This window comes from Streptomyces sp. NPDC001514, from assembly GCF_053597075.1.
In genome coordinates, this window is the sequence record NZ_JBSFHO010000020.1 from 21,616 (window position 1) to 35,470 (window position 13,855).

12 protein-coding genes and 1 pseudogene are annotated in these 13,855 nt (G+C 72.5%); 8 read left to right on the top strand and 5 right to left on the bottom strand.

The features are described 5' to 3' along the window. Positions 1 to 28: 28 nt before the first annotated feature. The 3 genes from ACWCXB_RS21515 to ACWCXB_RS21525 all read left to right on the top strand — a co-directional run bounded on the left by ACWCXB_RS21515 (position 29) and on the right by ACWCXB_RS21525 (position 2,904). A complete protein-coding gene (locus tag ACWCXB_RS21515; protein ID WP_450725056.1) occupies positions 29 to 1,042 on the top strand; it encodes a hypothetical protein in 1,014 nt (337 codons plus the stop codon). Positions 1,043 to 1,168: 126 nt separating this feature from the next. Further along, a complete protein-coding gene (locus ACWCXB_RS21520; RefSeq protein WP_450725057.1) occupies positions 1,169 to 1,492 on the top strand; it encodes a nuclear transport factor 2 family protein in 324 nt (107 codons plus the stop codon). A gap of 185 nt (positions 1,493 to 1,677) precedes the next feature. Beyond that, positions 1,678 to 2,904 (top strand): cytochrome P450, encoded by a 1,227-nt coding sequence (locus ACWCXB_RS21525; protein ID WP_450725058.1) that lies wholly within the window; start codon positions 1,678 to 1,680, stop codon positions 2,902 to 2,904. On the opposite strand, the gene ACWCXB_RS21530 is transcribed toward ACWCXB_RS21525, so the two are convergent. Together ACWCXB_RS21530 and ACWCXB_RS21535 are read right to left on the bottom strand one after the other, a co-directional pair. Continuing rightward, on the bottom strand, positions 2,897 to 3,781 hold the full coding sequence (locus tag ACWCXB_RS21530; RefSeq protein ID WP_450725059.1) for a PhzF family phenazine biosynthesis protein: 885 nt from the start codon (positions 3,779 to 3,781) through the stop codon (positions 2,897 to 2,899). The two genes, ACWCXB_RS21525 and ACWCXB_RS21530, sit on opposite strands and share 8 nt — an antisense overlap. A 220-nt stretch (positions 3,782 to 4,001) precedes the next feature. After that, a complete protein-coding gene (locus tag ACWCXB_RS21535) occupies positions 4,002 to 4,766 on the bottom strand; it encodes an SDR family oxidoreductase (RefSeq protein WP_450725060.1) in 765 nt (254 codons plus the stop codon). 133 nt (positions 4,767 to 4,899) lie between these two features. On the opposite strand from ACWCXB_RS21535, the gene ACWCXB_RS21540 reads away from it, so the two are divergent. Further along, on the top strand, positions 4,900 to 6,531 hold the full coding sequence (locus ACWCXB_RS21540; RefSeq protein WP_450725061.1) for an alkaline phosphatase D family protein: 1,632 nt from the start codon (positions 4,900 to 4,902) through the stop codon (positions 6,529 to 6,531). Between the two features lie 85 nt (positions 6,532 to 6,616). On the opposite strand, the pseudogene ACWCXB_RS21545 reads toward ACWCXB_RS21540, so the two are convergent. Then, positions 6,617 to 6,971: pseudogene (locus tag ACWCXB_RS21545) on the bottom strand (gfo/Idh/MocA family oxidoreductase); the annotation flags it as partial. 49 nt (positions 6,972 to 7,020) lie between these two features. Here ACWCXB_RS21545 and ACWCXB_RS21550 point away from each other — a divergent pair. After that, positions 7,021 to 8,367, top strand: coding sequence for a multidrug effflux MFS transporter (locus tag ACWCXB_RS21550; RefSeq protein ID WP_450725062.1), 1,347 nt, complete (start codon positions 7,021 to 7,023; stop codon positions 8,365 to 8,367). Here the strand turns inward: ACWCXB_RS21550 and ACWCXB_RS21555 are convergent. Beyond that, positions 8,349 to 9,644, bottom strand: a complete 1,296-nt coding sequence (locus ACWCXB_RS21555; protein ID WP_450725162.1) for a hypothetical protein — start codon at positions 9,642 to 9,644, stop codon at positions 8,349 to 8,351. The genes ACWCXB_RS21550 and ACWCXB_RS21555 overlap by 19 nt on opposite strands. A 171-nt stretch (positions 9,645 to 9,815) precedes the next feature. On the opposite strand from ACWCXB_RS21555, the gene ACWCXB_RS21560 reads away from it, so the two are divergent. Further along, a complete protein-coding gene (locus ACWCXB_RS21560; protein ID WP_450725063.1) occupies positions 9,816 to 10,787 on the top strand; it encodes a small ribosomal subunit Rsm22 family protein in 972 nt (323 codons plus the stop codon). A 565-nt stretch (positions 10,788 to 11,352) separates the two neighbouring features. Here the strand turns inward: ACWCXB_RS21560 and ddaH are convergent. Further along, positions 11,353 to 12,222 carry a dimethylargininase gene (ddaH, locus tag ACWCXB_RS21565; RefSeq protein WP_450725064.1) on the bottom strand — a complete coding sequence of 290 codons (870 nt, stop codon included), beginning with the start codon at positions 12,220 to 12,222 and terminating at the stop codon, positions 11,353 to 11,355. A 112-nt stretch (positions 12,223 to 12,334) separates the two neighbouring features. Here ddaH and ACWCXB_RS21570 point away from each other — a divergent pair, with 112 nt between their 5' ends. Next, entirely contained in the window at positions 12,335 to 12,976 is a 642-nt protein-coding gene (locus ACWCXB_RS21570; RefSeq protein ID WP_450725065.1) for a TetR/AcrR family transcriptional regulator, read from the top strand. A 101-nt stretch (positions 12,977 to 13,077) separates the two neighbouring features. Further along, entirely contained in the window at positions 13,078 to 13,851 is a 774-nt protein-coding gene (locus ACWCXB_RS21575; protein ID WP_450725066.1) for a bifunctional DNA primase/polymerase, read from the top strand. The last annotated feature ends 4 nt before the right edge of the window (positions 13,852 to 13,855 follow it).

Sequence of the window (13,855 nt, forward strand, 5' to 3'; positions counted from 1 at the left end):
GAGCGTGCCATGCGGATAGGGTGCGCGGATGATATTCGGACGAAAGGCGTTCCTGGGCGCCGTCGGTGACTTCGAGAGCGCCGTACGCGTGCAGGACGCGGAGGGGGCGGAGCGCGCGTTCGCGCAGCTCCACCGGACGTACGGGAAGGCCGGCGACGCCGAGTTCCGGGAGGCGGGACCGCGGCTGTCGGCGCTGCTCGCGGACGTACCGCACGGCCCGCGTGCGGTGGCCGCAGTGATCACCGGGGCGTGTGTGGAGCGGGGCGCCGACGCCGTGGCGTGTGCTCCCGGGGTACTCGCAGGCGCGCGGGAGGCGTTCGCGGCGGCCGAGGCGTTCTGCGCGCGCTGGGCGGAGACCGGGGGCGGGGACCTGCCCGACCCCGAGGATGACGAACTGACCGACGCGATCGTCGAGCGGACCGGATTCGAGTCGGCCATCGGCTGGTGGACGCTGCCGCAGTGGGAAATGGCGGGCCTGGCCATGCTCAACGCGAAGGCCGTACGGAGGACCTTCGAGGGCAAGGGCGAACTGCTCGCGCTCGTCGACCGGGTCGCCGAGGCCTCCGGTCACCAGTTCAAGTGCCTGGCGTACGCGCTGCGCGTCCTCGACGACGAGCCGCTCGTCGTGCTGCACCGCGAGACCGGTACCGCCTACGCGATGCGCATGACCGGAATCGGCGACAACTTCCAGCTGCACACCCTCCTCGCGGGCGCACTCATCGGCGGCCGCCATGTGCCCGGCGACGCGCCGTCCGCGCAGGAGATCGCCGTGTGCCGGGACGCCGAGGGGCAGGTCCCGACGACCGGCGCGTTCAACCTCGTGGGCCCGGACGGCGGCTGGATCTGGAACGAGGGCACCCCGTCCGACATCGCCGTCGTCGACGGCGTCCGGCTGCTGGTCCTCGACCCCCCGCCGTACCAGCGCAGCTGGCCCGCAGGGCGGTTCTTCCCCGGGATGCGCGGGGACCTTGTGCTGGAGCGGGTCCTCGGGGCGGAGGAGGCCGCGGGCTGGTTCGCGAAGGTGGCGCCCGCGAAGGGGTGACGCGCGGGCAGGAGTGACGCGCCACGGCTGGGTCAAGGTCCGCGGGGCGGGGCGCTGCGGGGTGTACGGGTGAGGTGGCGTACGTACACCCACGCACCCACGCACCCACGCATCAGAGGAGCGACCATGACCATCCCCGTGGACCGGCTCAGCGACCCGGCCGTACGCGCCTTCGTCAAGGCCGTCAACTCCAATGACCGCGACGCCTTCATGGCCGCGCTCACCCCGGACGCGACCATGTCCGACGACGGCTCGGACCGCGATCTCGACGACTGGACCGACAAGGAGATCTTCTCCTCGCGCGGGCACATGGAGATCGAGTCCGAGTCGGACGAGGGGCGCACGCTCGTCGCCCGGTACCGCAACGAGACCTGGGGCGAGATGCGGACGAAGTGGAAGTTCACCGTCGAGAACGGGAAGGTCACGCGCTTCGACACCGGCCAGGCGTAGGCCTTCCGGGACGAGGGGGAGGGCGGATCCGGGCGTACGCGTGGAGCACCGACGACCCGGCGCGGGCGGCGCTCTTCGCCGAGGGCCCGCACTGCGCGGCCGTGCAGCACTTGAGCGAGCAGGGCCGGCGGCGCCGGCCGTCGACAGGATTGACGGACCGTCAGATCTGTGGATTGCTGTGAGGCATGGCCAAAGACGACCTGTCCGACGGTATCGATCTGCTGGAGGACACCTGGGCACGGGCCGTGCCGTACGACCAGTTCGCGCGGCTGCGCCGGGAAGCGCCGGTGTACTGGCACGACGTGCCCGGTGACCATGACGGCTTCTTCGCGATCACCCGTCACGAGGACATCGTCGCGGCCAGCCGCGACCCCGAGCTGTGGTCGGTGGAGCTCGGCTCCTTCTTCATCCGCGACCAGACCCCGGAGGCGCTGGACAGCCTGGCGCTCACCCTCGTCGGCATGGACCCGCCCAAGCACACCCGCTACCGCCGTCTCGTCAGCGCGGGCTTCTCGCCGCGCGTCATCCGGAAGCTGACCGAGGACATCGGGCGACGGGCCGCACGGCTGGCGGACACGGTGGCCGCCAAGGGCGGCGAGGTGGAGTTCGTCGAGGAGGTCGCGGCGCGGCTGCCGCTGCAGATCATCTGCGAGATGGTCGGAGTCCCGGCGGCCGACGAGGACCGGATCTTCGAGTGGAGCAACCGGATGGTGGGGCTCCAGGATCCGGACTTCCGTACGAGCGAGGAGGACGGGCAGATCGCGGCGGCGGAGATCTACGCGTACTGCGACGCGCTGGCCGCCGAGCGGCTGCGCGAACCGCGCGAGGACATCCTCAGCGCGCTCGTCCACGCGGAGGTCGACGGAGAGCGGCTCACGGCCCACGAGATCGACATGTTCTTCGTGACCCTCTGCGTGGCGGGGAACGAGACCACGCGCAACCTCCTCGCCGGGACGCTGCTCAGCCTGATCGAGCACCCGGAGGCGTACGCGGAGCTGGTGAAGGGCATCGACGACGACGCACTGTGGGCGAGGGCGACGGAGGAGTTCCTGCGCTGGAACGGGTCGATACACAACTTCCGGCGTACGGCGACGAGGGACACGCAGGTCCGTGGGGTGCCGGTGGCGGCCGGGCAGAAGGCGGTGCTCTTCTACACGTCGGCGAACCGGGACGAGGCCGTCTTCCGCGACCCGGACGTCTTCGACATCCGCCGCGCCCCGAACGAGCATCTGACGTTCGGGGGCGGCGGGCCGCACTACTGCCTCGGGGCGGGCCTCGCCCGTACGCAGATCAAGGCGCTGACGAGGGAGCTGCTGCGGCGGCATGCGCGGGTGGAGCTGACGGGGGAACCGCGGCGGATGCGCTCCGATTTCATCAACGGGATCAAGCACCTGCCGGTGCGCTTCAGCTGATACCAGCGATACGAGTTCCTGCGCCGCCGACGCGGATGCGCGGATCGCCCGCGCGCAGTGTGACCGTGAGCTCGCCCGGGCGGCCCATGTCCTCGCCCTGGTGCAGCGTGAGGACGGCGTCCGCACCCACCAGGCCGAGCTCACGGGCGTACGCCCCGAACGCGGCCGCCGCCGCACCGGTCGCCGGGTCCTCGACGACGCCGCCGACGGGGAACGGGTCACGCACGTGGAAGACAGTGGCGGACTCACGCCACACCAGCTGCACGGTCGTCAGGTCCAGACGGTGCATCAGGGCTTCGAGCCGGGCGAAGTCGTACGCCAGATCCGCGAGGCGCGTCCGGGTCGCCGCGCCGACGACGAGGTGGCGGGCGCCGGCGAAGGCGATACGGGGCGGGAGTGCGGGATCGAGATCGGAGGCCGGCCAGTCGAGCGCGGCGAGGGCCTCGGCGAGGTCGTCGGCGTCGACGGTCCCGACGCGCGGCTCGACGCTGGTGAGCGTGGCCCGCAGGACCCCGTCCTCCTCGGCGACTTCGACCGGCACGGTCCCGGCGGGCGTGGCGAACACGAGCTTCCCGGGGCCGATCCGCTCGGCGAGGGCGACGGCGGTCGCGATGGTGGCGTGCCCGCAGAAGGGGACCTCGGCCTTGGGGCTGAAGTAGCGGACGGTGTAGGCCCGGCCTTCCTCGCCGCCGAGGTCTTCGGGGGGCGCCGTGAGGAACGCGGACTCGGAGTACCCCACCTCGGCGGCGATGGCGAGCATGTCGCTGTCGTCCAGGCCGGATGCGTCGAGCACCACTCCGGCGGGATTGCCGCCGTCGGGGTCGGTGGAGAATGCGGTGTAGCGGAGCACTTCGACCCCACGCTCACTGATCGTCATGCCAGGCCAACGCCCGGCCGCCCGCTGCTGTTCCCGGGGGGCGGGGGCGAACCGGGGGCTTCGCCCCGGACCCCACTGGGGCTTCGCCCCGGACCCCCCTACGCCCTGCGGGCGTGGGGCGGCCACATGCCGCCGGCGCCGCGCACATCGCATCGCCAGAAAGCCCACGGGGCCATCCCGGGCGCGGAGCCCGGGCGCAACGGGGGCCGGGACCGGGGTGTCAGCCGCGGCCGATATAGGGCATCGTCGTCGCCATCACCGTCGCGAACTGGACGTTCGCCTCCAGCGGGAGCTCCGCCATGTGGAGCACGGTCCGCGCCACGTCCGCCGCGTCCATCACCGGCTCGACGGCGAGGCGGCCGTCGGCCTGGAGGGTGCCGGTCTGCATGCGGGCCGTCATGTCGGTCGCCGCGTTGCCGATGTCGATCTGGCCGCAGGCGATCCGGTACGGGCGGCCGTCCAGGGAGAGCGACTTGGTCAGGCCGGTCATGGCGTGCTTCGTGGCCGTGTACGCGATCGACATCGGCCGCGGCACATGCGCCGAGATGGAGCCGTTGTTGATGATCCGGCCGCCCTGCGGCTCCTGGTCCTTCATCAGGCGGAACGCCGCCTGGGCGCACAGGAACGACCCGTTGAGGTTGACGTCCACCACGTGGCGCCACGCCTCGTAGGGGAGGTCCTCGAGCGGGACGCCGCCCGGTCCGAACGTGCCCGCGTTGTTGAAGAGCAGGTCCAGGCGCCCGTACCGCTCGCGCACCGCGGCGAAGAGGGCCGTGACCTCGTCCGGTGAGGTGACGTCCGTGGGGACGCACTCCACGTCCACCGGGCCCGCCGCGCCCGCGAGGGACGCCGTCTCCTCCAGGGCCTCCGCACGGCGGCCGGCGAGGGCCACCGACCAGCCCGCACCCGCGAGGGCCAGGGCGACACTCCGCCCGATACCCGAGCCCGCTCCCGTGACCACGGCACTTCTACGTTCTGCCTCCATGGGCCCGCAGCGTACGGCAGCGCCGCGAACCCGGATCTCATCCGTCCGCCACGCGGATGTTGTGTACCCGACAGCCGAGGGACGCCGCCCCCGACTCCAATGCGACTGACAACAGCCGTAAGGGGAGGGGTACATGACACCCGTACGCCAGCATTCGGCAGAATTCCGCACTGCTGCACGGCACTTGGCCCGCCGTCGCTTCCTCACCGTCACCGGCGCCGCCGCAGCACTCGCCTTCGCCGCCAACCTGCCCACCGCCGGGGCCGCGAGCGCCGCCGAGCTCGACGCCAAGAAGATCACCGAGGACCCGTTCACACTCGGTGTGGCGTCCGGTGACCCGCTGCCCGGCTCCGTACTGCTGTGGACGCGGCTCGCGAGCCGCCCGTTCGAGCCCGGCAGCGGGCTGCCGGACTCCCGCATCACGGTCAAATGGGAGCTCGCCCACGACGACCGCTTCACCCGTATCGCCAGACGAGGCCAGGCCACCGCCCACCCCGAGTTCGACCACAGCGTCCACGTCGAGGTCTCCAACCTGGACGCCGACCGCGTCTACTACTACCGCTTCCGCGCGGGCACCTGGATCAGCCCCACCGGGCGCACGCGCACCGCGCCGCGCACCGGCGCCCCGATCTCCGGGCTGAAGCTCGCGGCCGTCTCCTGCCAGGCGTACCACGACGGCTACTTCACCGCGTACAGGCACCTCGCCGACGAGGACCTCGACGCGGTCTTCCACCTGGGCGACTACCTCTACGAGTACGCCGTCAACGCCGTCGGCGGCGCCCGCAACTACACCGACCGGCGCCTGCCCGCGCACTTCAACCGCGAGACCGTCACCCTCGAGGACTACCGGCTGCGCTACGGGCTCTACCGCAGCGACCCGGACCTGGCCGCCGCGCACGCCGCGCACCCCTTCGTCGTCACCTGGGACGACCACGAGACCGAGAACAACTACGCCGACGACATCCCCGAGAACGACGTCCCGCCCGAGGAGTTCCTGCTGCGCCGGGCCTCCGCCTACCGGGCGTACTGGGAGAACCAGCCGCTGCGCAGGCCCCAACAGCCCGACGGCCCGGACATGCAGCTCTACCGCCGTCTCCGCTTCGGCCGGCTCGCCCAGTTCGACATCCTCGACACCCGCCAGTACCGCTCCAACCAGGCGTACGGCGACGGCTGGCGGACGCCCGGGCCCGAGTCCGAGGACCCGGCGCGCACCATGACCGGCGAGACGCAGGAGCGCTGGCTGCTCGACGGCTGGCAGGCGTCGAACGCGCTCTGGAACGTCGTCCCGCAGCAGGTCACCTTCGCCCAGCGGCGCGACGTCCCGCGCCCCGACTACAAGCTCTCCATGGACGCCTGGGACGGCTACCCCGCCTCCCGCAAGCGGATCCTCGACGGTGCCGCGGCCGCCGGCATCGACAACCTCGTCGTGCTGACCGGCGACGTCCACGTCGGCTACGCCTTCGACCTGAAGCAGGACTTCGACGACCCGGCGTCCCGCACGGTCGGCACCGAAATCGTCGCCACCTCCATCAGCAGCGGCAAGGACGGCACCGACAAGCCCGCGAACTGGGACAACCTCACCCAGGCCAATCCGCACATGAAGTTCTACAACGGCCGCCGCGGCTATGCGACGGTCACCCTCACCACCGAGCTGGCCCGCGCCGACTTCCGGACGGTCTCCGCGGTGACCACACCCGGCGCGCCGATCACCACGGCCGCGTCCTTCGTCACCGAGGCCGGAAACCCCGGCCTCACGCCGGCATAGCCGCAAGCTCGCCCGGACAGCGGACGCCGACGCGGTCCCGTACCGCGTCGAGCGTCCGCATCACCGCCGGCGAACCGTCGAGCGGCACCGAGCACGACAGCAGCGCCCCGCCGCCGAGCGCCGGGTCGCGCAGCCCGTGGTCCGCCGCGAACGGCCCCGCGAGAACGAAGTCGGCCTGGACCGTACGGACGTCACCGATCGCCCCGTCCCGCACCCGCTCCGCCGGCCGCCGGATCACCGGATTGCAGTACATCCACATGGCCTCCATCAGGAACAGCCCGCGCGCCGGCGCCACCAGTTCCCCGGCATGCCACCGCGACGACCTCCGCGTCCGGCATCGCCTTCAGATCGGCCGTGAACGCCGCCGCGATCCCGGCGGTCGCCCACACACCCGACCGCACTGTCCCGCCGTGCCCACACCTCGAAAAGGTCTCGACCACTCCGGACGAGCTGAGAGCATAGGGGCGAGACCCAGAACAGGAGCTGTCGATGCCGGAGAGCGGCCAGAGCACACAAGGACACATATCCACCGTCGACTCGGCCCGGGCTCCGGCCCAGGCTCCGGCCAGTGCACCTGTCACCGCCGCGCGCCGCGCCGGACTGCTCGTCACGCTCGTGCTCGGCGGCCTCACCGCACTGCCGCCGCTGTCCATGGACATGTACCTCCCGGCTCTGCCCGAGGTCACCGGGTCCCTGCACGCGCCCGCCGCGACCATCCAGCTCACGCTCACCGCCTGCCTCGCCGGCATGGCGCTCGGCCAGCTCGTCGTCGGCCCGATGAGCGACAAGTGGGGGCGCCGCCGCCCACTGCTCATCGGCATGCTCGTGTACGTCGCCGCCACCGCGGTCTGTGCCTTCGCGCCCAGCGCCGAAATGCTCATCGCCTTCCGGCTGCTCCAGGGCCTCGCGGGCGCCGCGGGCATCGTGATCGCCCGGGCGGTCGTCCGTGATCTGTACGACGGCGTGGAGATGGCACGGTTCTTCTCCACCCTGATGCTGATCTCGGGAGCGGCCCCGATCATCGCCCCGCTCATCGGCGGCCAGATCCTCCGGGTCACCGACTGGCGCGGCGTCTTCTACGTCCTCACCGGGGTCGGACTGCTGCTCACCCTCGTCGTGTGGCGCTGGCTGCACGAGACCCTGCCGCCCGAGCGGCGGCACGCCGGAGGCGTCGGCCAGGCCCTGCGCACCATGCGCGGGCTCCTCGCCGACCGGATCTTCACCGGCTACATGCTGGCCGGATCGCTCGCCTTCGCCGCGCTCTTCGCGTACATCTCGGCCTCGCCGTTCGTCGTCCAGGAGATCTACGGCGCCTCGCCGCAGACCTTCAGCCTGCTCTTCGGGCTCAACTCGATCGGCCTGGTGGCGGTCGGCCAGATCAACGGCAAGCTGCTCGTCGGCCGGGTCAGCCTCGACAAGGCGCTCGGCTTCGGACTCGGAGTGATCACCCTCGCCGCGGTGGCGCTGCTGCTCATGACCTCGGGCGTCTTCGGGCACGTCGGGCTCGCCCCGATCGCCGCCGGTCTGTTCGTGCTGATGTCCGCGATGGGGCTGGCGATGCCCAACACCAACGCCCAGGCGCTGATGCGCACCCCGCACGCCGCGGGTTCGGCCTCCGCGCTGCTCGGCACATCCTCGTTCCTGATCGGCGCGGTCGCATCCCCGCTGGTGGGGATCGCGGGGGAGACGACCGCAGTGCCCATGGCCGTGGTGCAGCTGGTGTGCGCGCTGGGCGCGGTGGCCTCCTTCGTGCTGTTGTGCCGCCCGTGGCGCCGCGCCGCCGACGCGTCTGCGTCCGCGCAGGCCACTGCCTCCGCTCAGTCCGCGCGCACGTAACCGATCAGATGCAGCCGGTCCTTCGTGTCCGTCCAGCGGAACAGCCCGACCCCTGACACCTCGGTGCTCGGCAGCCGGGCGTTGAGGGAGAGGGGCTCGGGCAGGCCCGTCGCCAGATCGACCTCGTACGGGGTGCCGCCGCCGGCCAGGGCCTCCGCGGCGCCACGGGTGTTCGTCGCCCCGTACGCCATGCCCTCGTCGGTCACCGTCGTCAGGGTCAGCGGGCGGGTGCCGTCCTCCTCCTCGAAGCAGCGCCCGGACCGCTCCTGCAGGTCGAAGGCGAGATTCCCGGCGATCAGATAGCGGCCGTCGGGCGAGACCACGGCCCGCGGGTACTCGCCCGGCTCGATTGCCGGCTTGTGGCACTCGGCCGTGACCAGCGCCTTCCCGGTCGCCGAGTCATGCACGGCCCAGAGGTCGTGGGTGGCGGCGCGCTTGGTCTTCGGCGCCTTCTGCCAGCGGACGAGCACCTGTCCCGAGGTGAGCGACGTCGGTACGCCGTAGGTGCGGTCGGTGCCGGCCGGGGCGACGTTCCGGCTGAACCAGCCGCCCCGCACCCAGAACTCCCGGGCCCCGCTCACCAGCAGGCCCTTCGCGGTCAGCCCGCGGACCTCGGTCAGCTGCCCGCAGGTCGCGCAGCCCTTCGGGTGGCCCAGCGCCTTCGGCTCGATCATCGTCACGCCGCCCGTGACCGGGTCGACGACGGCGCTGCGCGCTCCGCCGTCGCCGATGAGGATGCCGGGGCCGGTGCCGGAGACGGTCGGCGCGGTGGGCCAGGGGACCTCGACGCGCTGCCGAACGCCGTCGACGGCGTTGTAGATGTCGAGCGAGACGAAGGTGCCGGACGGGGTGAGCGGGTCGAGCCCGGCCTTCCCGAACGACCAGGTGACGAAGAACTGCCGTTCGTCCTTGGTGACCGTGAAGAGCCGCGGGAAGTTCTGCGGGCCGGCCAGCGCGGACCTGGGCTCGTCCGACCAGCCGGGCCTGCCGGTAGCGGCGTTCACCGTCCGCAGCCGGAAGTCGTCCTTCTCCCGTACGAGGTAGGCGATCAGGCCGGTCTCGCGGGCGATGGCGTAGTCGGGCGAGGTGTCCGGGAGCTCCCAGCCCTTGCCGGTGTCGTACGCGGGCGGGACGGTGAGCTTCGTGGCCGGTCCGGTGCTCTTGGCGGCGGGCTTCTTCGGCTTGCCGCCGCCCTCGGCGTCCTTGCCTCCGCCACCGCCGCACGTGGCCAGCAGGAGGAGCAGCGCCAGCACGCCCACTCCGGCCACCAGGGCGATGCGCACGACCCGCTGTCTCGTGGTCCCCCCGATGAGCACTGCTGGTCCCCCCGATGAGCACTGCCGATGGACAACGGCCGTCAGACTAGCAACTGGCCAGAGGGGCACAGGGGTTCGGTCCGGGGCCGCCGGGGGCGGAATCCGGCCCGGAAACCGGCCTAGAATTCGCCGGTGAACGCCACTCTCTCCGCTGCTCTCGCCGGACTGCTCGACGGTCTGCCGCAAGGCCGTCTCGCCCAGGCCGTGGACCGGCTGATCGCCAGCTACCGGGGGGAGACGCCGACGGACGCGCCCGTGCTGCGCGACCGGGCGGACGTCGCCGCGTACGCGGCGTACCGGATGCCCGCGACGTTCGAGGCGGTACGGTCCGCACTCGCGGCTTTCCGGGCGGCGGCGCCCGAATGGGCGCCCGCCACGCACACCGACATCGGGGGCGGTACGGGCGCGGCGACCTGGGCGGTCGCCGATGCCTGGCCGGAAGACGACCGTCGCACCACCGTGCTGGACTGGGCGGAGCCCGCGCTGGCCCTCGGGCAGGAGCTGGCGGCCGCATCGGACTCGCCGGCGCTGCGCGGCGCGGAGTGGCGGCGGGCCAGGATCGGTGCGGCGATGCGGCTTGAGCCGGCGGACCTGATCACGGTCTCGTACGTCCTGAAGGAGCTCAGCGCCGCCGACCGCGCGGAGGTCGTGGAGCAGGCCGCGGCGGCGGGGCAGGCGGTGCTGATCGTCGAGCCCGGCACGCCCGACGGCTACGAGCGCGTCATCGAGGCCCGCGACCGGCTGATCGCGGCGGGCCTGCGGGTCGCGGCGCCGTGCCCGCACAGCGCGGCCTGCCCGATCGTGCCCGGCACGGACTGGTGCCACTTCGCGGCGCGCGTGAGCCGGTCGTCGCTGCACCGGCAGGTGAAGGGGGGTTCGCTGGCCTACGAGGACGAGAAGTTCAGCTACGTCGCCGCCACCCGCTTCCCCCCGACGCCGACGGCTTCCCGGGTGGTCCGCAAACCCCAGATCCGCAAGGGCCAGGTCCTCCTCGACCTCTGCTCCTCCGACGAGTCCCTCCACCGCACGACGGTCACCAAACGCCACGGCGCCCTCTACCGCGCGGCCCGCGACACGGGCTGGGGCGCGGAGTGGCCTCCGTAGGGCTTCCCCCACCCCACCCCGCCCACTTCCCGAACTGGAGGCTCCGCCCCCAGCCCCCTGGGGCATGCGGGGTTGCGGGTGCCGGTGCCCGTGCCCCGGCTCCCTGCGGCAGCTTCGCGCCGCGAGCACGGGTTGCCTCATGGGCGTGCAGTCTCGAGCGCTGTTGGAGGGCGCCCCGGCCCCAGCTCCCGCGGCGGGGGCTTCGCCCCGGCCCCACGGGGAGGCGGGGTCGGGGCCGGTGCTCCGCGCCTCCTGCGGCGGCCGAGGGCGGCGCCTTGTCTCAGCCTGTCCGGCGTTTGAGGACGGGCACGCCGGTCACCGGGCGCGGGGCGGTGCCTTGTCTCAGCCTGTCCGGCGTTCGAGGACGGGCACGCCGGTTCACCGGACGCCAGGGCGGCGCCCTGTTCCAGCCTGTCCGGCGTTCGAGGACGGGTACGCCGGTTCACCGGGCGTGGGGCGCCCTGCCCCGGCCCGTCCCCGGGCCACCGGGCAGGCGCGGCGCACCCGCGCGGCCCCGGCGGCCCCGGGGGCCCGGGGGCGGGGGCACCTCGTACCCCCCGTGAGGTCAGGAGCGGAGCTCCTGGGTGCAGCATTTGACGCTGCCGCCGCCCTTGAGGAGCTCACCCAAGTCCACCCCTACCGGCTCGAACCCCCGCGCCCGCAGGGGCTCGAAGAGGCCCAGGGCCGCCTGGGGGAGCAGCACATGGCGGCCGTCGCTCACCGCGTTCAGGCCCAGCGCCGCCGCGTCCGCCTCGCGGGCGATGAGGGCGTCGGGGAAGAGGCGGGCGAGGACCGCGCGGCTGCCGGGGGAGAACGCGCCGGGGTAGTACATGATCTCGTCCGCCTCGTCGTCGAGGACGGACAGCGCCGTGTCGAGGTGGTAGTAGCGCGGGTCCACCAGGTCCAGCCCGATCACCGGCCGCCCGAAGAACTCCTGCGCCTCGTCGTGCGACAGCGGGCTCGACCGGAACCCCCGCCCCGCCAGCACGTAGGTCGAGGTCACCGCGAAGTCGCCCTCGCCCTCGTTGATGTGCACCGGCTCATGGATCTCGGTGTAGCCGTGCGCGCGGAACCACTCCAGGTGGGCCGCCGCCTCCGCCTCCCGCTCGCGGTGGGCGAAGCGCGCTCCGAGGACGCGCCCGTCCACGACCGTCGCGCCGTTCGCGGCATAGACCATGTCGGGCAGATCGGGCTTCGGCTCCAGCAGTTCCACCGTGTGCCCGAGCGCACGGTAGCGGTCGCGCAGGGTGTCCCACTGGGCGAGCGCCAGCGGCAGATCGACAGGCTTCGCGGGATCCATCCATGGGTTGATGGAGTACGTCACCTCGAAGTGCGTGGGTGGGCACATGAGGTAGCGGCGGGATCTAGCGTCACGAGGCAATGAGGGCTCCTCACGAGCGGCAGAGCTGCGGCGCACGGTTGTGCGTGCTGCCATGGTGCGTCGTCCTGAGGCGCCGCGCAGTGATCCGAACGGGTGGTTCATCACACATACGCCTCGCGTAAAGAGAGACGATACGTCTCGTCACGCCCGCTGATAGGTTGGCCGTATGGCAGAGACCAGGGCCCCCGACGCCTCCCGCCGCAGCGAACGCTCCCGCCGCGCCATCTACGACGCCGCCCTCGCCCTCGTCGGCGAGGTCGGCTACACCAGGACGACCATCGAGGGCATCGCCGCCCGAGCCGGGGTCGGCAAGCAGACCATCTACCGCTGGTGGCCCTCCAAGGCCGCGGTCCTCCTCGAAGCCTTCCTGGACCTCGGCGAGCAGGCCGCCCAGGCCACCCAGGGCGAGACCGGGATCCCCGACACCGGCGACCTGGAGGCCGATCTCAAGCTCGTCCTCCGCGCCACCGTCGACGAGCTGAACTCGCCCCTCTACGACGCCCCCACCCGCGCCCTCACCGCCGAGGGCATCGTCGACCCCGAGCTCGGCGCCCAGTTCGTCGAGAAGCTCCTGGAACCGCAGCTCCAGCTGTACGTACTCAGGCTGCGCGCCGCCCAGGACGCCGGCCACGTACGCACCGGCATCGACCTCCGGATCGCCCTGGAGCTCTTCACCGGCCCCCTCACCCACCGCTGGCTGCTGCGCACCCTCCCGCTCACCCACGACTACGCCGACAAGATCGTCGAGTACGCGCTGTACGGCCTCGCGCCGAGGGCCGACCGAGGCGGTGGGCGAGCCGCTGAGTGAGGGACCGGCCACACGATCGGGGGGTGCGGTCACCCCGCGCGCCCGATGGTGGGACGATGACAAGGACCGCCGGGGGCGCGACATGAGGTGTGAGGGGATAGATGGGCGACGGTATCGGCCGCTACCGCGGCACGGGGCGCGGCACCGAGAGCAGGATGTCCTGGGAGAGCCGGCTGCCGCAATGGCTGCGCAGGCGCCCCCGCGAGGACGCCGGGGAGGCCTCCGACCGCCGCCTGCCCCTGCTGCTGGCCACCGCCGCCGCCGGACTGCCGCTCGCGCCCGCCGCGTACCCCTCGGGCTACAGCTGCTCCTGTGAGCGCATTGGGTGTCCCACCCCCGCCCGGCACCCCGTCTCCTTCGCCTGGCAGACCCAGTCCACCACCGACCGCGACAAGATCGAGCGCTGGGCTGGCGACCAGCCCGAGGCGAACTTCATCACCGCCACCGGGATGGTCCACGACGTCCTCGACGTACCGCTGGAGGCGGGCCGCGCCGCTCTGGAGCGGCTGCTCGCGGAAGGCGTCGACGTCGGGCCGGTCGCCGAGTCCGGCGAGGAGCGGATGCTGTTCTTCACCGCCACCCGCGGCACGCCCGAGGACGAGGACGAGTGGTGGCCGTGTGAACTGGACTGCCATCCCGAGACGATGGACGAGCATCCGGGGCTGCGCTGGCACAGCCGCGGCAGTTACGTACTCGTACCGCCCGCGCGGCTCCCGGACGGCCTCACCGTCGACTGGGCACGCGGCCCCGAGCATCCGCTGCCGGACCCGCTGACCCTGCTCGAGGTGCTCGCCGACGCCTGTGCGAAGTACGCGGACCAGGAGGACGAGCACGACCACGACCGCCACTCCGTGGCGTGGCCGCAGCACCGCTGACGCT

Excerpts from the sequence above, each read along its gene's own strand:
- ACWCXB_RS21515 (WP_450725056.1), top strand. The coding sequence starts at position 29 with ATGATATTCGGACGAAAGGCGTTCCTGGGCGCCGTCGGTGACTTCGAG.
- ACWCXB_RS21520 (WP_450725057.1), top strand. The coding sequence starts at position 1,169 with ATGACCATCCCCGTGGACCGGCTCAGCGACCCGGCCGTACGCGCCTTC.
- ACWCXB_RS21525 (WP_450725058.1), top strand. The coding sequence starts at position 1,678 with ATGGCCAAAGACGACCTGTCCGACGGTATCGATCTGCTGGAGGACACC.
- ACWCXB_RS21530 (WP_450725059.1), bottom strand. The coding sequence starts at position 3,781 with ATGACGATCAGTGAGCGTGGGGTCGAAGTGCTCCGCTACACCGCATTC.
- ACWCXB_RS21535 (WP_450725060.1), bottom strand. The coding sequence starts at position 4,766 with ATGGAGGCAGAACGTAGAAGTGCCGTGGTCACGGGAGCGGGCTCGGGT.
- ACWCXB_RS21540 (WP_450725061.1), top strand. The coding sequence starts at position 4,900 with ATGACACCCGTACGCCAGCATTCGGCAGAATTCCGCACTGCTGCACGG.
- ACWCXB_RS21550 (WP_450725062.1), top strand. The coding sequence starts at position 7,021 with ATGCCGGAGAGCGGCCAGAGCACACAAGGACACATATCCACCGTCGAC.
- ddaH (WP_450725064.1), bottom strand. The coding sequence starts at position 12,222 with ATGGCAGCACGCACAACCGTGCGCCGCAGCTCTGCCGCTCGTGAGGAG.
- ACWCXB_RS21570 (WP_450725065.1), top strand. The coding sequence starts at position 12,335 with ATGGCAGAGACCAGGGCCCCCGACGCCTCCCGCCGCAGCGAACGCTCC.
- ACWCXB_RS21575 (WP_450725066.1), top strand. The coding sequence starts at position 13,078 with ATGGGCGACGGTATCGGCCGCTACCGCGGCACGGGGCGCGGCACCGAG.